Here is a 23,876-nt window from a genome sequence, read left to right as displayed (position 1 = left end):
TAATTTCCGACCTATGCCCGGATTGCTGATCATTGCCCACGCGCCGCTGGCCTCCTCGCTGAAGGCGGTGGCCACACATGCGTTCCCGGATTGTGCGCATCGCCTCGAGGCCTTCGACGTTCTTCCCGACATGACGGTGGAGCAGATCGAGCAGCAGGCGCGCGAAATGCTGGCGAAGATCCGGCGACCGGAGGCGCTCATCTTCACCGACGTGTTCGGGGCGACGCCCTGCAATGTCGCGCAGCGCCTGGCCGATGGTGTGCAAGTCAAGGTGATCGCTGGCGTCAACGTGCCCATGCTCTGGCGCTCGCTGTGCTATGCCGATGAATCGCTGGACGCCTTGGTGGCGCGAGCCGTCGCCGGCGCGGCCCAGGGCATCATGCAGGTGGCTACTTCCAGGCCGCAGAACCAGACATTCAAACCCGGCGGAAATGATCAAGACCACCGTCACCATCAGCAATAAGCTGGGCCTTCACGCCCGCGCCTCGGCCAAGCTGACGAAGCTTGCCGGCAGCTTCAAGAGCGATGTCTTCATGAGCCGCAGTGGCCGGCGCGTCAATGCCAAGAGCATCATGGGCGTGATGATGCTGGCCGCCGGCATGGGCAGCGATGTCGAGATCGAAACGACGGGCGCCGACGAGCAGGAAGCTGCCGACGCGCTCACGGCGTTGATCAACGACAAGTTCGGCGAAGGGCAGTAGGGACTCTCGGTCGATCGCCTGTAAGAAGTACCGATGGGCGACGACTTCGCGAGCCGCTAGGATGCTCGCATGAGCTTCCAGGTGTTCGGACTTCCCGTTTCCCGCGGGGTGGCCATCGGCCGCGCAGTGCTGGTCGCCTCCAGTCGCATCGACGTTGCACACTACTTCGTCGACGAAGCCCGGGTCGACGGCGAAGTGGCGAGGCTGCGCGTCGCACGCGACGCCGTGGCCGGCGAACTCAGCCTGCTCAAGCGCGACCTGCCAGCCGAGGCGCCCGGCGAACTGGCGGCGCTGCTGGACGTGCACCTCATGCTGCTGCACGACGATTCACTGACCGGCGCCACGAAACAGTGGATCCACGAACGGCACTACAACGCCGAGTGGGCCTTGTCGGCACAACTGGAAGTTCTGGCCCGGCAGTTCGACGAGATGGAGGACGATTACCTGCGCGAGCGCAAGGCGGACCTCGAACAGGTCGTCGAGCGCTTGCTGCGAGCCCTCGCACGGGGACCGGAGGCGTCGTTCGCGGCGGCTCCGGCGGTGGGGGCGCGAGACTTCGGCGGCGAGGAGCCGCTGGTGCTGGTCGCCAACGACATTGCCCCCGCCGACATGCTGCAGTTCAAGGGCAGCGTCTTCACTGGCTTCGTCACCGACGTGGGTGGCAAGACTTCGCACACCGCCATCGTCGCTCGCAGCATGGACATTCCGGCGGTGGTCGGGGCGCGTGAGGCAAGCCGCATCATCCGCCAGGACGACTGGGTGATCATCGATGGCGACAACGGCATCGTCATCGTCAATCCGTCGCCGATCGTGCTGGAGGAGTACCGATTCCGCCAGCGGCAAAGTGAACTGGAACGCGAGCGGCTGTCCAGGCTGCGTCACACGCCGGCCGTCACCCTGGACGGCGAACGGATCGAACTCCTTGCGAACATCGAGTTGCCCGTCGATGCGAAGTCGGCGCTGGAGTCAGGCGCGCTCGGGGTCGGACTGTTCCGCAGCGAGTTCCTGTTCATGAACCGTGGGGGCGAGCTCCCTGGGGAAGACGAGCAGTTCGAAGCCTACCGGGCCGCGGTCGAAGCGATGAACGGCTTGCCCGTGACGATACGCACCGTCGACATCGGCGCGGACAAGCCGCTTGAGCGGATGTCTGTGAACGAACTGCGGCACGAGCACGCGCTGAACCCCGCCCTCGGCCTGCGTGCGATTCGCTGGAGCCTTTCGGAGCCGGGTATGTTCCGGCAGCAGCTCAGGGCCATTCTGAGAGCCAGTGCCTATGGCAAGGTGCGGATGCTGTTCCCGATGGTGGCTCATCTCGGCGAGGTCAAGCTGACACTGGAGGCGCTGGCCAAGGCGAAGCAGCAGTTGACCGATGCAGGGCGCCCCTTCGTCGACGTGGAGATCGGCGCCATGATCGAGGTGCCTGCAGCCGCACTGGTCCTGCCGATCTTCCTTCGCCACTTCGATTTCGTATCGATCGGCACGAACGATCTGATCCAGTACACCTTGGCGATCGATCGTGCCGACGAGGCTGTCTCGCATCTGTACGACCCATGGCACCCCGCGGTTCTCGGGCTGATTGCCAGCACGATCCAGCAGGCGCGCAACGCGGGAAAGCATGTGAGCGTGTGTGGCGAGATGGCGGGGGATCCCGCGTTCACCGAACTCCTGCTCGGCATGGGGTTGCGCAGCTTCTCGATGCATCCGGCGCAGATCGCCTCCATCAAGCAGCGCATCCTGCGAACGGACGCTCGCCGATGCGCTGCCGTCTTGCCGGAGCTCTTGGCAGCGGACGACCCTGAGCTGCGTTCACGTTCCGCAGAGATGGGCGGAGCCAGTCGTGTCACCGCAGCCGGTCGTTGACGGCCGCGAAAAGAATGCTATAGTCGCGGTCTTCGCTGAGAACAGCGCCGCGATTGATTCGCGACACCGACGAGGCGAAGACAAGAAAGTTGAGTGCTTGACAGGGTTTAGAAAAACATGTCAGAATCGCTTTCTTCGCTGAGAACGGAAACGAAATCAGCAAGCGCCGCAAGGCAAGCTCTTTAAAAACTAACAGCCGATAAGTGTGGGCGTTTGAAGGCGAGTGCCAAGAGTCGCAAGACTCGAGGTCTCTTGGACCTTAAACGCTCACTGAAGTGAAGTTCACTTCAATTCTTTGAGCAAACATTCAAGATCGAACTGAAGAGTTTGATCCTGGCTCAGATTGAACGCTGGCGGCATGCCTTACACATGCAAGTCGAACGGTAACGCGGGGCAACCTGGCGACGAGTGGCGAACGGGTGAGTAATACATCGGAACGTGCCCAGTAGTGGGGGATAGCCCGGCGAAAGCCGGATTAATACCGCATACGACCTACGGGTGAAAGCGGGGGATCGCAAGACCTCGCGCTATTGGAGCGGCCGATGTCAGATTAGCTAGTTGGTGGGGTAAAAGCCTACCAAGGCGACGATCTGTAGCTGGTCTGAGAGGACGACCAGCCACACGGGACTGAGACACGGCCCAGACTCCTACGGAGGCAGCAGTGGGGAATTTTGGACAATGGGGGCAACCCTGATCCAGCCATGCCGCGTGCGGGAAGAAGGCCTTCGGGTTGTAAACCGCTTTTGTCAGGGAAGAAACGGTCTGCGCTAATACCGCGGACTAATGACGGTACCTGAAGAATAAGCACCGGCTAACTACGTGCCAGCAGCCGCGGTAATACGTAGGGTGCAAGCGTTAATCGGAATTACTGGGCGTAAAGCGTGCGCAGGCGGCTTTGCAAGACAGATGTGAAATCCCCGGGCTCAACCTGGGAACTGCATTTGTGACTGCATGGCTAGAGTGCGGCAGAGGGGGATGGAATTCCGCGTGTAGCAGTGAAATGCGTAGATATGCGGAGGAACACCGATGGCGAAGGCAATCCCCTGGGCCTGCACTGACGCTCATGCACGAAAGCGTGGGGAGCAAACAGGATTAGATACCCTGGTAGTCCACGCCCTAAACGATGTCAACTGGTTGTTGGACGGCTTGCTGTTCAGTAACGAAGCTAACGCGTGAAGTTGACCGCCTGGGGAGTACGGCCGCAAGGTTGAAACTCAAAGGAATTGACGGGGACCCGCACAAGCGGTGGATGATGTGGTTTAATTCGATGCAACGCGAAAAACCTTACCTACCCTTGACATGCCAGGAACTTGCCAGAGATGGCTTGGTGCTCGAAAGAGAACCTGGACACAGGTGCTGCATGGCCGTCGTCAGCTCGTGTCGTGAGATGTTGGGTTAAGTCCCGCAACGAGCGCAACCCTTATCATTAGTTGCTACGCAAGGGCACTCTAATGAGACTGCCGGTGACAAACCGGAGGAAGGTGGGGATGACGTCAGGTCATCATGGCCCTTATGGGTAGGGCTACACACGTCATACAATGGCCGGTACAGAGGGCTGCCAACCCGCGAGGGGGAGCTAATCTCAGAAAACCGGTCGTAGTCCGGATCGCAGTCTGCAACTCGACTGCGTGAAGTCGGAATCGCTAGTAATCGCGGATCAGCTTGCCGCGGTGAATACGTTCCCGGGTCTTGTACACACCGCCCGTCACACCATGGGAGCGGGTTCTGCCAGAAGTAGTTAGCCTAACCGCAAGGAGGGCGATTACCACGGCAGGGTTCGTGACTGGGGTGAAGTCGTAACAAGGTAGCCGTATCGGAAGGTGCGGCTGGATCACCTCCTTTCTGGAAAATAGCACTCAATTTCTTTCGCCCACACTTATCGGCTGTAGTTAACAACAGTGTGTGAGCGTGAGCCGGCTGAGCCAGACCAGCTGCGTGCTTCGGCACCTGGTTGACGCGACGTAGACCCCACGCTTCGCAATGAACGTGAAGGGTCTGTAGCTCAGTTGGTTAGAGCACCGTCTTGATAAGGCGGGGGTCGTTGGTTCGAGACCAACCAGACCCACCATCTTCATGGGGGGATTAGCTCAGCTGGGAGAGCACCTGCTTTGCAAGCAGGGGGTCGACGGTTCGATCCCGTCATCCTCCACCACATCACCAACGATCTAGTCGCTGCCGCGAGTGGCCACTCTCTGAGTGGGCTGCTCGCGACAGCGTCTCGAAAGAGTCGGCTGTTGTTCTTTAACAATTCGTAGAGTCGAATCAGAGTTGTCGACGGAAACCGCTTCATGGCGGACCGTGCCGTCGGCAACATTTTGATTGCGTCACCAAGAATCAACTCGCAAGAGTTTGAAGAACGGCGAAACGCGTAATACTCAAAACAGTCCTTGACGATGCTTCTACAGCGAGGCGTCAAAGTTATAGGGTCAAGTGACTAAGTGCATGTGGTGGATGCCTTGGCGATTACAGGCGACGAAGGACGTGATAGCCTGCGATAAGCTTCGGGGAGCTGGCAAATTAGCTTTGATCCGGAGATTTCCGAATGGGGAAACCCACCCGCAAGGGTATCGCATACTGAATTCATAGGTATGCGAGGCGAACCGGGTGAACTGAAACATCTCAGTAGCTCGAGGAATAGACATCAACCGAGATTCCGAAAGTAGTGGCGAGCGAAATCGGAACAGCCAGCACGTTTTAGCTATTGGCATATCAGAACGGAATGGAAAGTCCGGCCATAGCGGGTGATAGCCCCGTATGAAAAATGTCGGTAGTGGAACTAGGCGTGCGATAAGTAGGGCGGGACACGTGAAATCCTGTCTGAAGATGGGGGGACCATCCTCCAAGGCTAAATACTCGTAATCGACCGATAGTGAACTAGTACCGTGAGGGAAAGGCGAAAAGAACCCCGGGAGGGGAGTGAAATAGATCCTGAAACCGCATGCATACAAACAGTCGGAGCCCGCAAGGGTGACGGCGTACCTTTTGTATAATGGGTCAGCGACTTACATTCAGTGGCAAGGTTAACCGAATAGGGAAGCCGTAGAGAAATCGAGTCCGAATAGGGCGATCAGTCGCTGGGTGTAGACCCGAAACCAAGTGATCTATCCATGGCCAGGATGAAGGTAGGGTAACACCTGCTGGAGGTCCGAACCGACTAGTGTTGCAAAACTAGCGGATGAGCTGTGGATAGGGGTGAAAGGCTAAACAAACTTGGAAATAGCTGGTTCTCTCCGAAAACTATTTAGGTAGTGCCTCGTGTATTACCGTCGGGGGTAGAGCACTGTTATGGCTAGGGGGTCATGGCGACTTACCAAACCATTGCAAACTCCGAATACCGATGAGTACAGCACGGGAGACAGAGCACCGGGTGCTAACGTCCGGACTCAAGAGGGAAACAACCCAGACCGCCAGCTAAGGTCCCTAAAATTGGCTAAGTGGGAAACGAAGTGGGAAGGCTAAAACAGTCAGGATGTTGGCTTAGAAGCAGCCATCATTTAAAGAAAGCGTAATAGCTCACTGATCGAGTCGTCCTGCGCGGAAGATGTAACGGGGCTAAGCCAGTTACCGAAGCTGCGGATTTGCACGCAAGTGCAAGTGGTAGGAGAGCGTTCTGTAAGCCTGTGAAGGTGGACCGTGAGGTCTGCTGGAGGTATCAGAAGTGCGAATGCTGACATGAGTAGCGTTAAAGGGGGTGAAAAGCCCCCTCGCCGAAAGCGCAAGGTTTCCTACGCAACGTTCATCGGCGTAGGGTGAGTCGGCCCCTAAGGCGAGGCAGAGATGCGTAGCTGATGGGAAACAGGTCAATATTCCTGTACCGATGTGTAGTGCGATGTGGGGACGGAGAAGGTTAACTCAGCCGGGTGTTGGATGTCCCGGTTCAAGCATGTAGGCGTGCCTCCTAGGCAAATCCGGGAGGCTTAGCTGAGGTGTGATAACGAGGCGGCTTGCCGCTGAAGTGAGTGATACCCTGCTTCCAGGAAAAGCCACTAAGCTCCAGCTGCACACGACCGTACCGCAAACCGACACTGGTGCGCGAGATGAGTATTCTAAGGCGCTTGAGAGAACTCTGGAGAAGGAACTCGGCAAATTGACACCGTAACTTCGGAAGAAGGTGTGCCTTTAGTAGGTGATCCATTTACTTGGTGAGCCCAATGAGGCCGCAGAGAATCGGTGGCTGCAACTGTTTATTAAAAACACAGCACTCTGCAAAGACGAAAGTCGACGTATAGGGTGTGACGCCTGCCCGGTGCTGGAAGATTAAATGATGGGGTGCAAGCTCTTGACTGAAGTCCCAGTAAACGGCGGCCGTAACTATAACGGTCCTAAGGTAGCGAAATTCCTTGTCGGGTAAGTTCCGACCTGCACGAATGGCGTAATGATGGCCACACTGTCTCCTCCAGAGACTCAGCGAAGTTGAAATGTTTGTGATGATGCAATCTCCCCGCGGAAAGACGGAAAGACCCCATGAACCTTTACTGTAGCTTTACATTGGACTTTGAACAGATCTGTGTAGGATAGGTGGGAGGCTTTGAAGCGGTGCCGCTAGGTGTCGTGGAGCCAACGTTGAAATACCACCCTGGTGTGTTTGAGGTTCTAACCTTGGCCCGTTATCCGGGTTGGGGACAGTGTATGGTGGGCAGTTTGACTGGGGCGGTCTCCTCCCAAAGCGTAACGGAGGAGTTCGAAGGTACGCTAGGCACGGTCGGAAATCGTGCTAATAGTGCATTGGCATAAGCGTGCTTGACTGCGAGACTGACAAGTCGAGCAGGTACGAAAGTAGGACAAAGTGATCCGGTGGTTCTGTATGGAAGGGCCATCGCTCAACGGATAAAAGGTACTCTGGGGATAACAGGCTGATACCGCCCAAGAGTTCATATCGACGGCGGTGTTTGGCACCTCGATGTCGGCTCATCTCATCCTGGGGCTGTAGCCGGTCCCAAGGGTATGGCTGTTCGCCATTTAAAGAGGTACGTGAGCTGGGTTTAAAACGTCGTGAGACAGTTTGGTCCCTATCTTCCGTGGGCGCTGCAAGATTGAGAGAGCCTGCTCCTAGTACGAGAGGACCGGAGTGGACGCACCTCTGGTGTATCGGTTGTCACGCCAGTGGCATTGCCGAGTAGCTATGTGCGGAAGAGATAACCGCTGAAAGCATCTAAGCGGGAAACTCGTCTCAAGATGAGTCTTGCCGGGGCCTTGAGCCCCCTGAAGAGTCGTTCGAGACCAGGACGTTGATAGGTCGGGTGTGGAAGCGTAGTAATACGTTAAGCTAACCGATACTAATTGCTCGTGAGGCTTGACCCTATAACTTTGACTTGACGGTCAAGGTGAGTACAAGCTGTTTTGCCGATCTTCAAGTGACGATCGGTACGCAATCAAACTGATTCAGACTCTGCGAATTGGCTTCCTTGTCTTATTGACAAGGCGGCAACCGGTTAAGCCTGATGACCATAGCGAGGTGGTCCCACTCCTTCCCATCCCGAACAGGACAGTGAAACGCCTCAGCGCCGATGATAGTGCGGATTCCCGTGTGAAAGTAGGACATTGTCAGGCTAATACAAGCAGAAGGGCCCCCGTCAATCGACGGGGGCCTTTTCTCATTGGCGCGCCGAATATGGCGAGCGTCATCTCAGAGATTTCTGACCACTCCGTGTGAAACCTCGATTGCCCTGCTCTTGTGCAGGCTCTCGAGGAGTTCTGCGCGCCAGGATTCCACGGAGGCACTTGCGAAATGCGTGCGATGGACTGCCGCCAAGTACTGCGTCGCATCCAGCCAGGCGTGAAGGTCCGCCAAAGACTGGGTCTGAACTTCAAGCAGATGGAACTTGATCAGCACCTTCGCAGCATGCGCGGCATGTCGCCGCGGATCCGCCTCGAAACGAACAAGTCGAGCGCGAGCCCGATCGATCGCTGCAGCAACACCAGTGAACGGCCGCCCGTGGCCGGGAATGACCCATTCCACCGGCAGAGAAGCGATCAGGTCCAACGTTGAGCGCACGTCGGAAAACGCGTCCTGCCCTTCCAACTCTGGAAAGACGACACCGAACCCGTCCTCCCAGAGTGCGTCAGCGGAGATGAGCAGTCGAAGATCAGGCTCGTAGAGCATGACGGATTCAGGGTCATGGCCAGGCGAAGCGATCACATTCCAGGAGCGACCTGCCAGCAAGATCACGTCACCAGGTGCGAGAACACCATCGCAGCTGAACCGCGGGCAATGTTGTCCGGTCGGGCGGTAGGTAAGCGCCGACTCGTCCCAGTCATGCACCTTCTTGTACTCCCCTGAGGGAACGGAGATGCGGCATCCGAATGCCTGAACGAGCGCCTCATTGCCTCCGCAATGATCCGAATGCAGGTGCGTGTTCAACAATGCCTCGAGCCGAACCTCACCCAGCGCCCGACGAGTGAGTTCAAGCGTTTGGGATTGATGAGTCCAATACCCGCTATCGACCAGTGTGGCGCCCGCCCCGGAAGCTGGAAGAAAGAGAACGTTGTTCGAGGACAGCCATCCACGCTCGAACACGGTGGCCCCTGCGGCCTCAAGGCGATCCGCCAGTTCGGGAACGGACGAACGAAGAACCTTCGATGCCATCAGCCGCGCAACTCGCGACGAAGGATCTTGCCCACATTCGACTTGGGAAGCTCGTCGCGGAACTCGATGTGACGCGGGCGCTTGTAGGCAGTGAAGTTCTCCCTGCAATAGTCCATCAGGTCGCTCTCTGAAAGCGACGGATCTCGACGAACCACGTACAGCTTCACTGCCTCGCCAGAGCGATCGTCCGGCACACCGACCGCAGCGCACTCGAGTACGCCAGGCAACAAGCTCACCACCTGCTCGATCTCGTTCGGATAGACGTTGAACCCGGAGACCAGGATCATGTCCTTCTTGCGATCGACGATGCGAATGTAGCCGGAGGCATCCATGACACCGACATCTCCGGATCGGAAGAAGCCGTCATCTGTCATGACCTTTGCCGTTTCGTCCGGCCGGTTCCAGTAGCCAGCCATGACCTGTGGCCCCTTGATGCAGATCTCACCCGGGGTGCCACTGTCGACATCCTTCCCGTCATCGTCACGGATCACCACTTGTGTGGAGGGAACAGGCAAGCCGATGCTCCCCGTGAACGCTTCCAGGTCGAACCGATTCACCGTCACGACGGGAGACGTCTCCGAAAGGCCATAGCCCTCCACCACCGGGCAGCCGGTAACCGCGAGCCACTTCTCTGCGGTGGCGCGCTGTACGGCCATGCCCCCGCCGTTGGAAATCACAAGCTCGGAAAAATCCAGACGAGTGAACTCCGGATCGTTGGCCAACGCATTGAACAGCGTGTTTACCGCGGGGAACATATTCACCTTGTGCGCCGAGAGCGTCTTCACGAGCCCAGGAATGTCCCGCGGATTCGGGATCAGCAGCAGCTTCATGCCGAGCTGTGCACCGAGCATGAAACACGCGGTCAAGGCAAAGATGTGATACAGCGGCAGCGCGCAGACGACTGTGAGCTGGCGTCCTGCAGCAAGCGTGTCGAGCTTGGGCTGGAACCAAGCCACCGACTGCAGTACGTTGGCAACGACGTTGCGATGCAGCAGCGTGGCACCCTTGGACACGCCGGTCGTCCCGCCCGTGTACTGGAGGAACGCGATGTCGTCCGGGGACACATCGACACGCCGAAGGCTCATCTTCGTGCCCTCGGCGATCGCCATGTTGAAGCGCGTGACAGTCCGGCCGCCATCGAGCGGCAAACTGAACTCCGGCACCAGCTTGCGAACGTGCCGCACCGCGAGATTCACCAGCTGGCCCTTCCAGAAGCCCAGGAGATCCCCCATGGAAGCCAGCACGACGTGACGCACCGGCGTGCGGTCGAGCACGTCCGCAAGGGTGCTGGCAAAGTTCTCCAGAATCACGATCGCCTCGGCGCCGGAGTCCTTCAGCTGGTGCTCAAGCTCGCGCGGCGTGTACAGCGGATTGACGTTCACCACCACGTAGCCGGCTCGAAGAACCGCCGCGATGGCCACCGGATACTGCAGCACGTTGGGCATCATCAGCGCCACGCGCGCACCCTTTGCCAACTGGCGGTTCTGCAGCCACGCGCCGAGGGCCGAAGACAGCTCGTCCAGCTGGGCAAACGACAACTCACTGTCCATGCAAACGGCCGCGCAAGAACGGGCATGGCTGCGGAAGGCTTCTTCGAGCAGATGGGTGAGCGACCGGTACGCGCCGGGGTCGATCTCGGCAGGAACTCCGGGCGGATAGCTCGAGAGCCAGGGGCAATCAACAGAATGAGTCAAGGGTTCCTCTGCGTTCTGGGCGAGCTCAGCATGCTCGCGGGCCACAGGCAGCGCGCCTATGGTAGTTGTCCTAACGCGGCCTCGACAGAGGCGCTGTCGACACTCGTCGAGAACAATGCCCGAGCCACAGCACGCTCGCGCCCGCCAACAGTCGACAGGAACTCCGCCGCACCGCCCATCGCCTTGAAGGTGTCGAACCCCACCTCCAGGAAGGCCTGCAGCGCTGGCAGTCCGGCAGCCCTGGCTGGCCCGCGCATCATGTGCAGCGCGCCACGCAGCAGGGGCTTGCGCGTCAAACGGTCCAGATCCGAGCCCACCTTGAGCGTGAGGGCGATCTGCCTCTCGCGCTGCGCCATGTCGCCAGCATGCTGCCAAGCATCCACGTACGCACGGCGATCGATGGTGCGCCCCTGCAGCCAGCGAGCCATGAGCGTGTCGAGCGTTTCGGACAAGGCATGCAGGTCGGCGAGAGTCTGCACCGTGCTCACGATCTCTGCGGGGAAAAGACGCACCATCGCGGGGACCACGCGAGCGAACTGTGCATCCCGCGAGCTGAAGTCCCGCGGGCCATACAACTCGTCCAGGAAGAATCGGGCCGCTGGCGCATACCGCGGGCTCAGCAGCAGGTCGCCATAGGTGGCGGCAAACCGCCGCTGCTGATAGGCCTTCAAGGCCACGACCGTGTCGCCAAGTGCCGGGTCCATGCTCCGGGCGGCGCGCTCGCGTTCGACGACCTCGAGTTGGGCAAGGATGGACCTGGCGTCGGCTGTCATCGCGTGTGAGGGTCCCTGTGCCAGTGACTGTAGCCGCGCCTTGCGGGTTTCTCACGAGCCCGGTTAGTCGGTCTTCTCTAAGGCGCTCCGCTGGAATGATGCAACACTCGTCGGCAGTCCCGGCAAACGGTGCCGAACTCGAACCAGATGCAAAGACGAACCCTGCTCAAGCTTGGCATCGGCGCGACGGTGATTCTCGTCGCGGCGGGTGGCGGAATTTCCATGCTGCAGCCGGCGCTGTCCAACGGTCACCTGAGCACAAATGCCCGGGCCGTCATGCACGCCGTGGCGCGAGCCGTCCTCGACGGAGCGCTGCCGTCCGCCCCGGACGAGCGCGACAGGGCGATCGAGGCCCATCTGCAGCGCCTTGACGCAGCGATCTCCGCCTTTCCATCTGCCACACAGGCCGAGCTGTCGCAGTTGCTGGCCCTGTTGGCGGCGGCGCCCGGCCGTGTCGCGCTGGCAGGGCTGACGAGCGGGTGGACGCAGGCGAGCGTGACGCAAGTGCAGGCTTCGCTGCAAGGCATGCGCTTGTCGTCGCTGGCGCTGAAGCAGCAGGCTTACCATGCCCTTCGCGACCTCACCAACGCGGCGTACTTCTCCGACCCTTCCGCGTGGCAGCGCATGGGCTATCCAGGGCCGTCGGACATCTGATGGAGATGGCACCATGAGCCGCCAACCCGATCCCGTTCGCGAAGGCCTGGCACGCGGCTGGCGTGTGCTCGGCGGGCCGCATGGCGCCTTGCCCGGGCGTATCGACTGCGACGTGGCCATCGTCGGCAGTGGTGCCGGAGCCGGCATCACCGCAGAACTGCTGACGCAGGCCGGGTTGCGCGTCGTGCTGGTCGAAGAGGGCCCGCTGCGCAGCAGCACCGACTTCCATCAGCGCGAGAGCGAGGCGTATCCGACGCTCTACCAGGAGAGCGCTGCACGCAAGACCGCCGACAAGGCCATCAACATCCTGCAAGGCCGCTGCGTGGGCGGCTCCACCACGGTCAACTGGACGAGTTCGTTCCGAACGCCGCAGTCGACGCTGGACCACTGGCGCGACCGGTTCGGCCTGTCCGATTTCAGTTCGGACGCGCTCGCCCCATGGTTCCAGCAGGCCGAGCGACGCCTGAACGTCGGCACCTGGCTGATGCCGCCGAACGAGAACAACGAGTTGCTGCGGCGCGGCGCCGCCCGGCTCGGCATCGCCGCGCCGATGATCCAGCGCAACGTGAAAGGCTGCTGGGACCTCGGTTCCTGTGGCATGGGCTGCCCGACCAACGCAAAGCAGTCGATGCTCGTCACGACCATCCCTGCAGCGCTCGAGCGCGGCGCGAGCCTGCTGGTGCAGACGCGCGTGCAGGAGCTCGTGATGAAGGGGGGCCGCATCGAGGCGCTGCGCTGCGTGCCCGTGCAACTCGACGGCAGCCTTGCCAGCGGTGCCGAGGTAAGGATCGTCGCCAAGCACTACCTCGTCTGCGGAGGCGCCATCAACTCGCCGGCGCTGCTGATGCGCTCGGGCCTGCCCGACCCGCATTCACTCCTCGGCCGGCGTACCTTCCTGCACCCGGTGGTGATCTCGGCGGCCTTGTTCGAGCAGGCCGTCGCAGGCTGGAAAGGTGCGCCGCAGACGATCTACACCGACCACTTTCTCGAGACGCAGCCGATCGACGGCGCCATCGGCTACAAGCTGGAGGCGCCGCCGATCCATCCAGTGATCTTCGCGTCGACGTTGCCGGGCTATGGGCAGGCCCAGGCCGATCTGCTGGCCGAGTTCCCGAAGACGCACAGCCTGCTAGCGCTGCTGCGCGACGGCTTCCACGAGCAATCGGCTGGCGGCCGGGTCACCTTGCGATCGGACGGCTCTCCCGTGCTCGACTACCCGTTGACAGACTTCGTGATGGATGGCGCCCGGCGTGCCTTCCTCAGCATGGCCGAGATCCAGTTCTCGGCCGGCGCGAAGGTCGTGCTGCCTGTGCACGAGATGGCGCAACGCTACACGTCGTGGGCGCAGGCGCGCGAGGCCATCGCCGCGCTGCCGATGAAGCCGCTGCTCACGCGCGTGGTCAGTGCCCACGTGATGGGCGGCTGCGGCATGGCCGGCGATGACAAGCGCGGCGTCGTGCGGCCCGACGGCGTGCATTGGCAGGTGGCCAATCTCTCCGTGCATGATGGTTCGATCTTCCCGACCAGCATCGGCGCGAATCCGCAACTGTCGATCTACGGCATCGTGAACCGCCTGGCCACGGGGCTCGCCAAACGGCTCAGCGGCCGTGACGTGACGCTCGCCTGAGGGCGGGTAGCATCCCCCGCATGCTTGCTCGCCTGCAACAGGCCATCACCGTCTCGCTGATTCTTCTGGCCACCGGCTGGGCGGCGTGGTTCGGCCATCAGGGCCGGTGGGGCTGGGCTCTCGCCGGCGCCTTGTCGATCCTGTTCGGCTATGCCTTGTTCCTCGGGCTCGAGTTCGTGATGCTTGCCCTCACGCGGGGCGACGATCCGGCCCCCCGCGCAACGCCCTCCCAGTTGCTGCAGGCCTGGTGGGGCGAGGTGCTGTCGGCGCCGCGTGTGTTCTGCTGGCGGCAACCCTTTCGCGCCAACGCCGAGCCGGACTGGCTCGAGCCCGCGCATGCGGGCCGCCTGGGTGTCGTGTTCGTGCACGGTTTCGTCTGCAATCGCGGCTTCTGGAACCCTTGGTTGCGGCGCCTGCGCACAGCCGATGTTCCGCATGTCGCCGTCAACCTGGAGCCTGTTTTCGGTGGCATCGACGAGTACGTGCAGATCGTCGACGCCGCGGTGCGTCGCATGCGCGACGTGACAGGACGCCCGCCACTCGTCGTGGCGCACAGCATGGGCGGGCTGGCCGTTCGTGCGTGGCTGTCGCGCTGCCCGCCTGGCGATGCGGTCGAGCATGTCGTCACCATCGGCTCGCCGCACGGCGGCACCTGGTTGGCGAGATTCGGCATCTCGCCCAATGGCCTGCAGATGCGGCGCGCCAACGACTGGCTGCAGGAACTCTCAGACGCCGAACGGCGTCGCGAACCGCAGCCCTACGCCGGATTCACCTGCCTCTACAGCCACTGCGACAACATCGTCTTCCCGCCGTCGACCGCCACCCTGCCCGGCGCCGACAACCGGCATGTGCCAGGCAGCGCCCATGTGCACCTGGCGTTTCAGCCGGAGGTGTTCAGCGAGGTCTGGCGCCGGGTGTCCGGCGCCTCGGCTCCCGAGCGCGCACTCGCCGCGCAGTAGGCGAGCCATCCGGCCACGGCGGCCAGGCACAGGTGCATGAGCCCGTGGCCGCTGATCCAGCCGGTGGCGCTGAGCACGGCCGAATCGGCCGCGTCGAAACCCTTGGCAACCCCGTAGGCCACCAGCATGATGATCCAGTCGGTGGCCCGGGTGTGAGCGCCGGGCAGCCACAGCGCACCCGCCGGAATCAGCAGCACCGGCAGCAACTCCAGCAGCATGAGCGGGCGCATGTCGATGCCGCGTCCCAGCGCTGCGCCTGCGAGCACCATGGCGCAGGCGAGCGCCGCCAGCAGGCCGGCACCGAGCAGCGCCCGGGTCGAGCCGAACGCCGGATGCACCCGCTCGGCCAGCACGCCCTGGGCGAGAAACACGAATCCGGCGGCGCTCAGGGCATGGGCCAGTACGAAAGATGCATCGCCGGGCGCCGCGTGATAGGCCGCAGCCACGCTGGCGGCGGCACCGGCGCAGAGGTGAAACGCCACCCATGGCCGGCGCAGTTCATCACTCCAGCCACTCGCCCGCGTGGCGACGATGCCCCAGAGGGCAGCGGCCAGCAACGGCAGGCTGGCCAGAACGTTGGCGGCGTTGCTCAGGCCGCCCCAGGCGCGATCGTCCGCGTAGACATGCGCATCGGGGGAGAGCAGCACGGGGCCCCAGGCGAGCAGACCGGCCATGCTCGCCACCGCCATGGCCAGGAGCAGGGTCAGTGCACAGCGGCGGCTCAGCGGCTCGCTCACGGCGTGAACTCAGCAGGGGGGAAGGGAAGAGACGTCACGCCGAGCAGTGTCGGCGCGGGTCACGGCACGGGCAATCGCCCCGAAGGGGGCCTCGGCGAGTGCCGGGTCAGAACATGCGGTCGGTCGGCAGGCGCTGGTCGGCGTCGAGTTCGCCGGCCGTGGCCACGCGGCGGTAGATCGGCGTGAAGTCGGGCGCCGTCGCATCGAACAGCTGGGAGAAGCTGTCGATCACGAAGTAGGTGGACTGGTACGAGTCGATCCGGTAGCGGGTGCGCATGATGCGTTCGAGATCGAAACCGATGCGCTGCGGTTCGCCGCGCGTCACGCTGTGGCGCAGTTCGCCGGCCGACGACAGGATGCCCGCCCCGTAGGCGCGCAGGCCCGCCGGCGTGGCGATCAATCCGAACTCCACCGTGTACCAGTACAGGCGCGCGAGCGACTCGCAGGCCTCGAGCCGGCTTGCCTTCAGGCCGCCGGCGCCGTAGGCCTGCATGTAGTCGGCGAACATCGGGTTGAACAGCAGCGGCACATGCCCGAAAAGGTCGTGGAAGACGTCGGGCTCGACCACGTAGTCGAATTCCTCGGGCTTGCGGATCCAGCCCGTCACCGGGAAGCGGCGTTGCGCGAGCAGCGCGAAGAAGGCTTCTTCCGGGATCAGCCCGGGTACGGCCACCACTTCCCAGCCCGTTGTCCGCTGCAGCCGCTCGCTCAGCTGATCGAAGCGCGGAATGCGATCGGGCGCGCCCAGATGTGCCACGGCGGCGATGAACTCCTCGCAGGCCAGGCCCGGCAACTGCGCAGCCTGGCGCTCGTAGAGGCGCCGGTACAGGTCATGGTCGGCCGCGCTGTAGCGCTCCCACTGCTGATCGCAGGTGTAGTCGGCCTTGGCCTGCGCGTAGTCGCCGCGTGGCGGCCGATCGCCCTGGCCGTAGGTGACCGGGGCCACGCCCTGGTTGATGCCGGAATGGAAATCGGGCTGGGCGTTCATTGCTCGCGCTCCTTCAGGCCGCCGACTTGTCCTGCAGCACGCCGCGGCGGATCTGGTCGAGTTCGATGCTCTCGAACAGCGCGCGGAAGTTGCCCTCGCCGAAACCCTGTTGCCGCGGCGCTGAATGATCTCGAAGAAGATCGGGCCGATCACGGTCTGGGTGAAGATCTGCAGCAATAGGCCACCGCCCTTGGTCGGCGCGCCGTCGATAAGGATGCGATCGGCGGACATCCGTTGAACGTTCTCGCCATGGCCCGGCAGGCGCTGTATCGACCTGTTCGTAATAGGTGTCGATGGCACATCCTGGAAGCGGCACGCCCTTGAGCTTGAGTGCCTCGACCGACTCGTAGATGTCGCCGGTGCCGAGCGCGATGTGCTGGATGCCCTCGCCGTGATAGGCGGAAAGGTATTCTTGGATCTGCGACTTGTCGTCGGAGCTTTCGTTGATCGGGATGCAGATCTTGCCGCAGGGGCTGGTCATCGCCTTGGACTTGAGGCCGGTCAGCTTGCCCTCGATGTCGAAGTAGCGGATCTCGCGGAAATTGAAGAGCCGCTCGTAGAACTCGGCCCATTCCTTCATCCGGCCGCGGTGCACGTTGTGCGTGAGGTGGTCGATGTAGGTCAAGCCATGGCCCGCCACCGAAGCTTCCGAGCCGTCCATCGGCACGAAGTCCACGTCCCAGATGCTGATGTTGCCGATCGCGCCGGGTTTCGCGCCGTCCTTGCCGTGCCAGCGGTCGACGAAGTAGATCAGGCTGTCGCCGATGCCCTTGATGGCCGGCACGTTCAGCTCCATCGGTCCGGTCTTGTTGTCGAAGCCCCAGGCGCCCAGCGAGAGCGCGCGTTCGTAGGCGAGCTTCGCGTCCTTCACGCGGAAAGCCATCGCGCAGACGCTCGGCCCGTGCAGGCGCGCGAAGCGCTGCGCGAAGGAATCCGGCTCGGCGTTGATGACGAAGTTCACCTCGCCCTGGCGGTAGAGGAACACGTTCTTCGTGCGGTGCCTTGCGATCGCGCGAAAGCCCAGTGTCTCGAAGAGCTTGCCCAGCGCCGCCGGGTCCGGCGCCGCGTACTCGATGAACTCGAATCCGTCGGTGCCCATCGGGTTGTCCCAGGGGGTGAATTGCATGCGGCGCTCCTGTGGTCGGGTGCGTTTGATCTGTCTCAACGCTGGATCGCACTGTAGAGGCCTAGCCGCGCAGGATTTGTGCAACTTTCAGCGCGCAGGTGGGCGCTAGCACAGGAAAGCTGCAAAATCGCGCTAATGGAAAACGCAATCCCGCTCGATGCGATCGATCGGCGCATCCTTCGCGCGCTGCAGGCCGACGGCCGCGTCACCTACGACGTGCTGGCCACGCAGGTCAGCCTGTCGCCGTCGGCGGCGCTGCGCCGCGTCAAGCGGCTCGAGGAAGCGGGCGTGATCTCGTCCTACGTGGCGCTGGTTGCGCCCGAGCGCGTCGGGCTCGGCCTCACGGCCTACCTGAACGTGCGCCTGGAAAAGCACGCCGAGGTGCACAAGCGCAATCCGATGGACCTGTTCCGCGCCGCAGTGCAGACCTGGCCCGAAGTGGTGGAGTGCGCCGCGCTGACCGGCGAGATGGACTACCTGCTGCGCGTGGTCGTGGAAGACATGGCGCACTACTCGCGCTTCGTGATGGACACGCTGCTGCGCCACCCGAGCGTGGAGGACTGCAAGACGAGCTTCGTACTCGACCGCGTCAAGAACACCACTGCGCTGCCTGTATGAAGCCCCTCGGCCGGCGGTTACGCCGGCCGATCCCCCAAGGGGATGCGGGCCGGCTTGGGAGCGGCCCGGCGCTCGGCCCGCCTCAGTCGTCTGTGCCGATGACCCGGTAGGCCAGCGCGCCGAGCACGGCGCCGACGATCGGCGCGACCCAGAACAACCACAACTGCGCAATCGCCCAGTCGCCGACGAACACCGCCACGCCGGTGCTGCGCGCCGGGTTCACCGAGGTGTTGGTGACGGGGATGCTGATCAGGTGGATCAGCGTGAGGCACAGGCCGATGGCCAGCGGCGCGAAGCCGGCCGGCGCGCGCTTGTCGGTAGAGCCCAGGATGACGAGCAGGAACATCATCGTCATCACGACCTCGGTGACCAGTGCCGACAGCAGCGAGTACTTGCCCGGCGAGTGCTCGCCGAAGCCGTTGGAGGCGAAACCCGCCGACACGTCGAAGCCGGCCTTGCCGCTGGCGATGAGATACAGCACGCCGCCGGCGACGATGGCGCCCAGCACCTGCGCAGCGATGTAGGGCAGCAGCTTGTTCGCCTCGAAGCGGCCGCCGGCCCACAGGCCGATCGACACCGCCGGGTTGAGGTGGCAGCCCGAGATGTGGCCGATGCCGTAGGCCATGGTCACCACGGTCAGGCCGAAGGCCAGCGAGACACCGGTCAGGCCGATGCCCACCTCGGGGAAGGCCGCGGCCAGCACGGCGCTGCCGCACCCACCGAGCACCAGCCAGAACGTGCCGAAAAACTCTGCGATCGTTGCCTTCATCTTCATCTCTCCTCGTGAGTGACGGCCGCTGTGCATCGAGGCTGCGGCTCATGTTCGTGAACGAGGGTGGACTGTGACCAGAGGGTCGAAGCGGCGCCAGCGGCATCGGTGCGCTGGCGTGACAACTTCACGCTGCCGGCGCCGCAGCGCGACAGCCTGCGGAAGGATTCAGGTCTCGATGCTGCGCACGAGTTGCAGTGCGGCGCCCGCCGAGAGATTCAGCAGCGCGGCGATGTCGGCCACGTCGTCGGGGATCGCGGCGTTGTCCCAGCCGCCGGCGGTGTGGCGCGCCAGGCGCACCGCGAGCAGGACGTTGCGCACGCTCGCTCGTTCGGCATGGTGATCGTCGCTGATGCGGATCAGCAACTCCGGCAGCCTCCAGGCCTTCATCAGCGCCTGCTGCAGATCGGCGAGGTGGATGCCGAGCACTTCCTGCTGGATGGCGGCCGAGCGCAGCGTCGGGTCGGCACGCTGCGCCTGCCGGATCCGCAGGGCCAGCGAGGGGGCGTGGCACCACAGCAGCATTTCGGCGAAGTCGTGCAGCAGCGCGGCCTCGTGGATCACCGGAGCGTCCGGGTCCATGCGGTGCACGGCGAAGCCGAGGGCGAAGTTGGCGCCACGGTGCGCGCGGCGGATCACTTCTTCCAACCCGTCCATCGCTTCCGGGTGGGCGGCCAGCCGCTGCGCCGTGGTGGGCTGCGGGCCGAAGACGCGGAAGAACGGCGAGATGCCCATCATCACCAGCGTGGCGGTGACGGTCTCGGTGTCGGTCACCACGCGCGCCGGCCGGTGCGTGGCGGCGTAGGCCAGCACCTTCAGCGTCATCAACGGGTCGTTGGACACCATTTCGCCGATCGCGTTGGCGTCGACGGCATCCTCGTTCTCGCGCATGGCCTCGATGGCCTCGGCGGTCTGCGCGAGCACCGGGATCTCGGCACGGCGGAAGTGCTCGGTCCAGGCGGACAGGTCGCGCAGTGGCTTCGTCAGTTCGGCATTCAGGTCCGGCATGGCGAACCCCGAGTTCAGTGATCGTGCTTCGTTATCGGCCGGGCCGCGCGAGGCTTGAGAGCGCTCACTTGCCGCCCAGTTTCGCCTTCACGTCCAGGCCGACCTTCCTGTTGACGAACTGGAAGGTCGCCACCTTGGACAAGTCCACCTCGCCGGGCTTGTACAGGCCGGCCTTGACCATCTGCGCGTGGAAGTCCTTGATGCGGCCTTCGCTCATCGCGCCGATGCCGCCGGCCAGCGACTCGCCCGAATCGACGATGCCTTGCTGCTTCATCAGCGCGGTGGAAGCCTCGAGTTCGGCCTCGGTCATCTCGGGGTTGTCCTTGATCATCAGCGCGTTGGCGGCCCGGCGGTTGCCGTAAAGATAGTTCACCCAGCCGAGGATGGAAGCGTCGACGAAGCGCTGCACCAGTTCGGGCTTGTTCTTCACGGTGTCGGTGCGCGTCTCGATCACGGTCGAGTAGGTCGAGAAGCCGTGGTCGGCCAACAGGTGCACCACCGGCTTGAACTGGCCCTGGTTCTCGACGTAGATCGGCTCGGCCACCGAGTAGCCCTGCTGGATCGCCTTCGGGTTGGCCAGGAAGGGCCCGAGGTTGTAGTTGTACGGCTTGAGCGCCTCGTCCTTGAAGCCGTGCGTCACCTTCAGCCATTGCCACCAGCTGAACTGGCCGTCCTTGGCGATCAGCGCCACCGGCGCGTTCTTCATCGCCTCGAAGTTCTCGTAGCCCTGGCCGGGATGCGCGATCAGCGCCTGCGGGTCCTTCTGGAACATCGCCGCGACGACGACCGTGGGCACGCCGTTCTTCACGTTGTCGAAGTTGTGCAGCAGGTTGCCGGTCATCAGGAAGTCGATGCGGCCCGCGGGCAGCAGCGGCCGGTTGTTGACCTGCGGCCCGCCGGGCTGGATGGTCACGTCCAGGCCGTACTTCTTGTACGTGCCATCGGCCACTGCCTGGTAGAAGCCGCCGTGCGCGGCCTGCGCCTTCCAGTTGGTGGCGAAGGTCACCTTGTCCTGCGCCAGCGCAGGCGCCGCGGCAAGTGCGGTGAGCATGGCGACGAGCATCGTCGATGAGCGATTGGTCATGGCCCGTTCCTCAGTCATGTTGCTCGCTAGCATGCCATCGACCGAGCAGTGCGCGCGAGAGTGCCTCGAATGACCAGAAGATCAGCACGCCGGTGAGCACGAGCAGCAGCAGCGCGGCGAACATCTTCGGCGTCTCCGTGCGAAAGCTCGCCTCGAGGATGCGCGAGGCCAGGCCCGTCTCGCGCCCCGCCGCGCCGGCCACCATCTCGGCGGTGACGGCGCCGATCAGGCTCAGCCCGCCCGATACCTTCAGCCCGGCCACGAAGTAGGGCAGTGCGCTGGGCACGAGCAGCAGGCGCAGGCGCTGCCACGGCGTGGCGCGGTACAGGCGGTACAGGTCGCGCAGGTTCGGGTCGGCGGCGCGCAACCCGATCACCGTGTTCGACAGGATCGGGAAGAAGGCCACGATCCAGGCGCACAGCAGCAGCGCGGCGGTGGTGCTCTCCACGTAGATCAGGATCAGCGGCGCGATCGCGACGATCGGCGTGACCTGCAGCACCACCGCGATCGGGAACAGTGCGGCCTCGGCGGTGCGCGACAGCGCGAACACCGAGGCGATCAGCACGCCGCCGGCACAGGCCAGCGCCAGCGCGCCGAAGGTGATCTTCAGCGTGAACCACCAGCTGCCGGCCAGCGAGCCGAAGTTCGCCGCCAGCGTCTGCAGCACCAGCGAGGGCGCGGGCAGCGTGTAGTGCGGGATCTGCGCGATGCGCACCAGCGCCTCCCAGCCCAGCAGCAGGGCGACGAGCGTCAGCAGCGGCAGCGCTCGGCGATTCATGCCGCCGGTGCGTGCGACGCTTCCAGCGCCTGCGTCAGCGCAGCGCAGGCCTGCAGGTAGGCCTGCGAGGTGCGGAATGCCGGCAGCCGTGGGTAAGGCGCATCGATGGCCACCTCGGCGACCACGCGCCCCGGCCGGCCGCTCATCACCAGCACGCGCTGGCTGAGGAAAACGGCCTCGTAGATGCTGTGGGTGACGAACATCACCGCCAGCGACTGCGCCTGCCACGCCTCGAGCAGGTCGCTGTTGAGTTTCTGCCGCGTGAACTCGTCGAGTGCGGCGAAGGGCTCGTCCATCAGCAGCAGTTGCGGCCGAGTGATCAGCGCGCGCGCGATCGACACGCGCATCTTCATGCCACCCGACAGTTCGTTCGGGAACGCGGCGGCGAACTCGCCCAGCCCCACGGCGGCCAGCACCGCCTCGACGCGCGCCCGCGCGGCCGCGCGGCTCGCGCCGGCCAGACGCAACGGCAGCCAGACGTTGTCGAACACGCTGGCCCAGGGCATCAATGTCGGTTCCTGGAAGACGAAGGCCGTCTGCGCCGCTTCGCTTGTCAGCGCCGGTGCATCGATGCGGCCGGCGCTCGGCACATCGAGCCCGGCGGCCAGGCGCAGCACCGTGCTCTTGCCGCAACCGGAGGGGCCGATCAGCGTGACGAACTCGCCCGGCGCCACCTGCAGGCTGGTGCCTGACAAGGCCAGCAGCCCGCTGGCAAAACGCTTGTCGACTCCCTCGAGCGAGACGATCGCGTCGATCATGCCGCGAGAGACAGCACGTGGCCGTCCTGCGGTGCGGTGCGGCCGTCGAGCAGCTCGCGGTAGACCGCCTCCACCGCCTGCCGGCCCTGGCCTGACACGACCTTCAGCCAGGGCGTCTGCGCGCTCGTGACGGGCTGCATGAAGGCGACCCAGGCCGCGGCCAGGCGTTGCTGCAGGCCGGCCGCGCCCCATTGTTCGATGCGCTTGCTCGCCTGCGCCGGCGCGAAGAACAGCGTCGGCCGCGGCCCGGGCAGGTCGCGGTTGGCGCCCTTGGCACCGAGCTCGTCCCAGTGCGTGCCGCCCACCGAGCAGCTGTGCATCAGCGCCGTGTCGAAGGCCTCGTGGATCTGCCGGCGCAAGCCGGCGCTGCCGCTGAAGTCGATGTAGACCGCTGGCGAGCCGCGGTCGAGCTTGGCCAGCTCGTCGTAGGTGAGTACCTCGTCGTAGCAGCCCAGCGAGCGCGTGAACGCGAGGTTGGCCGGCGACGTCAGGCCGACAACGCGCAGCGCACCGCTCTGGCCGCGCCGCTGCGCGAGGCAGAAGGCGGTGCCGTAGGCCGTCTTGCTCGAGGCGCTGGACAGCAGCACCTGCTGCGCGCCGAAGCCGGCGTTGTCGGCCACGAAGTCGTCGATCAGGAACGAGGTGGTGAACAGCGGCCGCAGCAGCGCCTGCTCGGCCTCGCGCTCGGCGCGGTAGCCGGGGTCGGCGGCGCAACGCACGTAGTGGTTGTAGATGGTGTGCAGTGCGCGGCGGTGCTCGGCGCCGTCGAGGAACCCCGCCGCATTGGCGCGTGCCGGCTGCACGATCAGCTCGTCGGCGATCGGCCAGTAGCCGTAGACGTGTTCACCGACCGCCACGTCCGGGTGGCGCGATTCGGTCGCCGTGCCGAAGCCCCAAACCGGCAGGCAGCCGGTGGCCGGGTCGCCGCTGGGGAAGAAGTCCCAGTAGTGCATCGCGTCGCCGAAGGCCGCGTAGGTGATGTTGTTCGCGGTGAGTGCGAAGTGGTCGACGCGAAAGCGCACTTCGCCGTCGGCAAGCGCGCGCGCCGGGGTGTCGTCCCAGCGCGTGCTGCGCAGGTCATGGCGGTCGATCAGCATGCGAAGCGTCATGTCGGTTCCTCCGGGCGGGCTCGTCGTCAGTGGGGGCGGCGCAGGGC

General features: G+C 63.6%; 18 protein-coding genes, 2 tRNA genes, 3 rRNA genes and 1 pseudogene. 12 read left to right on the top strand and 12 right to left on the bottom strand.

The genetic code is table 11. From position 1 onward, the window contains the following. The first annotated feature begins 13 nt into the window (after positions 1 to 13). From HZ992_RS20625 to rrf, 8 genes are all read left to right on the top strand, one after another. Complete coding sequence (locus HZ992_RS20625; protein WP_209383676.1) at positions 14 to 463, top strand: PTS sugar transporter subunit IIA; 450 nt, start codon at positions 14 to 16, stop codon at positions 461 to 463. Then, on the top strand, positions 432 to 701 hold the full coding sequence (locus HZ992_RS20620; protein WP_209383675.1) for an HPr family phosphocarrier protein: 270 nt from the start codon (positions 432 to 434) through the stop codon (positions 699 to 701). The genes HZ992_RS20625 and HZ992_RS20620 overlap by 32 nt, the downstream gene beginning before the upstream one ends. 69 nt (positions 702 to 770) lie before the next feature. Continuing rightward, on the top strand, positions 771 to 2,561 hold the full coding sequence (ptsP, locus tag HZ992_RS20615) for a phosphoenolpyruvate--protein phosphotransferase (RefSeq protein ID WP_209383674.1): 1,791 nt from the start codon (positions 771 to 773) through the stop codon (positions 2,559 to 2,561). 315 nt (positions 2,562 to 2,876) lie between these two features. Then, a 16S ribosomal RNA gene (locus tag HZ992_RS20610) occupies positions 2,877 to 4,403 on the top strand. A 149-nt stretch (positions 4,404 to 4,552) separates the two neighbouring features. Next, positions 4,553 to 4,629, top strand: a tRNA-Ile gene (locus tag HZ992_RS20605). An 8-nt stretch (positions 4,630 to 4,637) separates the two neighbouring features. Continuing rightward, positions 4,638 to 4,713: transfer RNA gene (locus HZ992_RS20600), tRNA-Ala, on the top strand. A 272-nt stretch (positions 4,714 to 4,985) separates the two neighbouring features. After that, a 23S ribosomal RNA gene (locus HZ992_RS20595) occupies positions 4,986 to 7,862 on the top strand. Positions 7,863 to 7,998: 136 nt separating this feature from the next. After that, positions 7,999 to 8,111, top strand: a 5S ribosomal RNA gene (rrf, locus tag HZ992_RS20590). The 16S, 23S and 5S rRNA genes sit together here with 2 tRNA genes alongside, the layout of an rRNA operon. Positions 8,112 to 8,187: 76 nt before the next feature. Here the strand turns inward: rrf and HZ992_RS20585 are convergent. The 3 genes from HZ992_RS20585 to HZ992_RS20575 are packed head-to-tail and all read right to left on the bottom strand — an operon-like array spanning position 8,188 to position 11,614. After that, complete coding sequence (locus tag HZ992_RS20585) at positions 8,188 to 9,147, bottom strand: MBL fold metallo-hydrolase (protein ID WP_209383673.1); 960 nt, start codon at positions 9,145 to 9,147, stop codon at positions 8,188 to 8,190. Further along, positions 9,147 to 10,841 (bottom strand): long-chain-fatty-acid--CoA ligase, encoded by a 1,695-nt coding sequence (locus HZ992_RS20580; protein ID WP_209387252.1) that lies wholly within the window; start codon positions 10,839 to 10,841, stop codon positions 9,147 to 9,149. Before HZ992_RS20580 ends, HZ992_RS20585 begins: the two co-directional genes overlap by 1 nt. Positions 10,842 to 10,897: 56 nt before the next feature. Continuing rightward, a complete protein-coding gene (locus HZ992_RS20575) occupies positions 10,898 to 11,614 on the bottom strand; it encodes a DUF8198 family protein (RefSeq protein WP_209383672.1) in 717 nt (238 codons plus the stop codon). Positions 11,615 to 11,761: 147 nt separating this feature from the next. Here HZ992_RS20575 and HZ992_RS20570 point away from each other — a divergent pair, with 147 nt between their 5' ends. Genes HZ992_RS20570 through HZ992_RS20560 form a run of 3 tightly spaced genes read left to right on the top strand, consistent with a single transcriptional unit; the run spans position 11,762 to position 14,854 of the window. After that, entirely contained in the window at positions 11,762 to 12,268 is a 507-nt protein-coding gene (locus tag HZ992_RS20570; RefSeq protein WP_209383671.1) for a hypothetical protein, read from the top strand. Positions 12,269 to 12,281: 13 nt separating this feature from the next. Continuing rightward, a complete protein-coding gene (locus tag HZ992_RS20565) occupies positions 12,282 to 13,895 on the top strand; it encodes a GMC family oxidoreductase (protein ID WP_209383670.1) in 1,614 nt (537 codons plus the stop codon). 20 nt (positions 13,896 to 13,915) lie between these two features. After that, a complete protein-coding gene (locus HZ992_RS20560) occupies positions 13,916 to 14,854 on the top strand; it encodes an esterase/lipase family protein (RefSeq protein ID WP_209383669.1) in 939 nt (312 codons plus the stop codon). Here HZ992_RS20560 and HZ992_RS20555 read toward each other — a convergent pair. From HZ992_RS20555 to hppD, 3 genes and pseudogenes are all read right to left on the bottom strand, one after another. Then, positions 14,776 to 15,591: a hypothetical protein gene (locus HZ992_RS20555; RefSeq protein WP_209383668.1), complete on the bottom strand. Its 816-nt coding sequence runs from the start codon at positions 15,589 to 15,591 to the stop codon at positions 14,776 to 14,778. The two genes, HZ992_RS20560 and HZ992_RS20555, sit on opposite strands and share 79 nt — an antisense overlap. A 106-nt stretch (positions 15,592 to 15,697) precedes the next feature. After that, positions 15,698 to 16,579, bottom strand: a complete 882-nt coding sequence (gene phhA / locus HZ992_RS20550; protein WP_209383667.1) for a phenylalanine 4-monooxygenase — start codon at positions 16,577 to 16,579, stop codon at positions 15,698 to 15,700. Between the two features lie 13 nt (positions 16,580 to 16,592). Further along, positions 16,593 to 17,705: pseudogene (gene hppD, locus HZ992_RS20545) on the bottom strand (4-hydroxyphenylpyruvate dioxygenase). Positions 17,706 to 17,840: 135 nt separating this feature from the next. Here hppD and HZ992_RS20540 point away from each other — a divergent pair. Continuing rightward, positions 17,841 to 18,323, top strand: a complete 483-nt coding sequence (locus tag HZ992_RS20540) for an Lrp/AsnC family transcriptional regulator (RefSeq protein ID WP_209383666.1) — start codon at positions 17,841 to 17,843, stop codon at positions 18,321 to 18,323. 82 nt (positions 18,324 to 18,405) lie between these two features. On the opposite strand, the gene aqpZ is transcribed toward HZ992_RS20540, so the two are convergent. The 6 genes from aqpZ to HZ992_RS20510 all read right to left on the bottom strand — a co-directional run bounded on the left by aqpZ (position 18,406) and on the right by HZ992_RS20510 (position 23,829). Next, positions 18,406 to 19,092: an aquaporin Z gene (gene aqpZ / locus HZ992_RS20535; RefSeq protein ID WP_209383665.1), complete on the bottom strand. Its 687-nt coding sequence runs from the start codon at positions 19,090 to 19,092 to the stop codon at positions 18,406 to 18,408. Between the two features lie 168 nt (positions 19,093 to 19,260). Beyond that, positions 19,261 to 20,100, bottom strand: a complete 840-nt coding sequence (locus tag HZ992_RS20530) for an HDOD domain-containing protein (RefSeq protein ID WP_209383664.1) — start codon at positions 20,098 to 20,100, stop codon at positions 19,261 to 19,263. Positions 20,101 to 20,164: 64 nt separating this feature from the next. Continuing rightward, positions 20,165 to 21,184: an ABC transporter substrate-binding protein gene (locus tag HZ992_RS20525; protein WP_209383663.1), complete on the bottom strand. Its 1,020-nt coding sequence runs from the start codon at positions 21,182 to 21,184 to the stop codon at positions 20,165 to 20,167. A 10-nt stretch (positions 21,185 to 21,194) separates the two neighbouring features. Further along, on the bottom strand, positions 21,195 to 21,962 hold the full coding sequence (locus HZ992_RS20520; RefSeq protein WP_209383662.1) for an ABC transporter permease: 768 nt from the start codon (positions 21,960 to 21,962) through the stop codon (positions 21,195 to 21,197). After that, complete coding sequence (locus HZ992_RS20515; protein WP_209383661.1) at positions 21,959 to 22,720, bottom strand: ABC transporter ATP-binding protein; 762 nt, start codon at positions 22,718 to 22,720, stop codon at positions 21,959 to 21,961. Before HZ992_RS20515 ends, HZ992_RS20520 begins: the two co-directional genes overlap by 4 nt. Continuing rightward, a complete protein-coding gene (locus HZ992_RS20510; protein WP_209383660.1) occupies positions 22,717 to 23,829 on the bottom strand; it encodes a DUF2855 family protein in 1,113 nt (370 codons plus the stop codon). Before HZ992_RS20510 ends, HZ992_RS20515 begins: the two co-directional genes overlap by 4 nt. Between the last annotated feature and the right edge of the window lie 47 nt (positions 23,830 to 23,876).

This window comes from Rhizobacter sp. AJA081-3, assembly GCF_017795745.1.
Taxonomy (GTDB): Bacteria; Pseudomonadota; Gammaproteobacteria; order Burkholderiales; family Burkholderiaceae_C; genus Piscinibacter.
The sequence above is the reverse complement of the archived record's forward strand: the minus strand, read 5'-3'. Positions and strand labels throughout refer to the sequence as shown.

What these genes read in the sequence shown, in the direction of transcription:
- HZ992_RS20560 (WP_209383669.1), top strand. Translation starts at nt 13,916, where the DNA reads ATGCTTGCTCGCCTGCAACAGGCCATCACCGTCTCGCTGATTCTTCTG.
- HZ992_RS20570 (WP_209383671.1), top strand. Translation starts at nt 11,762, where the DNA reads ATGCAAAGACGAACCCTGCTCAAGCTTGGCATCGGCGCGACGGTGATT.
- HZ992_RS20585 (WP_209383673.1), bottom strand. Translation starts at nt 9,147, where the DNA reads ATGGCATCGAAGGTTCTTCGTTCGTCCGTTCCCGAACTGGCGGATCGC.
- ptsP (WP_209383674.1), top strand. Translation starts at nt 771, where the DNA reads ATGAGCTTCCAGGTGTTCGGACTTCCCGTTTCCCGCGGGGTGGCCATC.
- HZ992_RS20520 (WP_209383662.1), bottom strand. Translation starts at nt 21,962, where the DNA reads ATGAATCGCCGAGCGCTGCCGCTGCTGACGCTCGTCGCCCTGCTGCTG.
- HZ992_RS20575 (WP_209383672.1), bottom strand. Translation starts at nt 11,614, where the DNA reads ATGACAGCCGACGCCAGGTCCATCCTTGCCCAACTCGAGGTCGTCGAA.
- phhA (WP_209383667.1), bottom strand. Translation starts at nt 16,579, where the DNA reads ATGAACGCCCAGCCCGATTTCCATTCCGGCATCAACCAGGGCGTGGCC.
- HZ992_RS20530 (WP_209383664.1), bottom strand. Translation starts at nt 20,100, where the DNA reads ATGCCGGACCTGAATGCCGAACTGACGAAGCCACTGCGCGACCTGTCC.
- HZ992_RS20510 (WP_209383660.1), bottom strand. Translation starts at nt 23,829, where the DNA reads ATGACGCTTCGCATGCTGATCGACCGCCATGACCTGCGCAGCACGCGC.
- HZ992_RS20565 (WP_209383670.1), top strand. Translation starts at nt 12,282, where the DNA reads ATGAGCCGCCAACCCGATCCCGTTCGCGAAGGCCTGGCACGCGGCTGG.
- HZ992_RS20515 (WP_209383661.1), bottom strand. Translation starts at nt 22,720, where the DNA reads ATGATCGACGCGATCGTCTCGCTCGAGGGAGTCGACAAGCGTTTTGCC.
- aqpZ (WP_209383665.1), bottom strand. Translation starts at nt 19,092, where the DNA reads ATGAAGGCAACGATCGCAGAGTTTTTCGGCACGTTCTGGCTGGTGCTC.
- HZ992_RS20625 (WP_209383676.1), top strand. Translation starts at nt 14, where the DNA reads ATGCCCGGATTGCTGATCATTGCCCACGCGCCGCTGGCCTCCTCGCTG.
- HZ992_RS20540 (WP_209383666.1), top strand. Translation starts at nt 17,841, where the DNA reads ATGGAAAACGCAATCCCGCTCGATGCGATCGATCGGCGCATCCTTCGC.
- HZ992_RS20525 (WP_209383663.1), bottom strand. Translation starts at nt 21,184, where the DNA reads ATGACCAATCGCTCATCGACGATGCTCGTCGCCATGCTCACCGCACTT.
- HZ992_RS20620 (WP_209383675.1), top strand. Translation starts at nt 432, where the DNA reads ATGATCAAGACCACCGTCACCATCAGCAATAAGCTGGGCCTTCACGCC.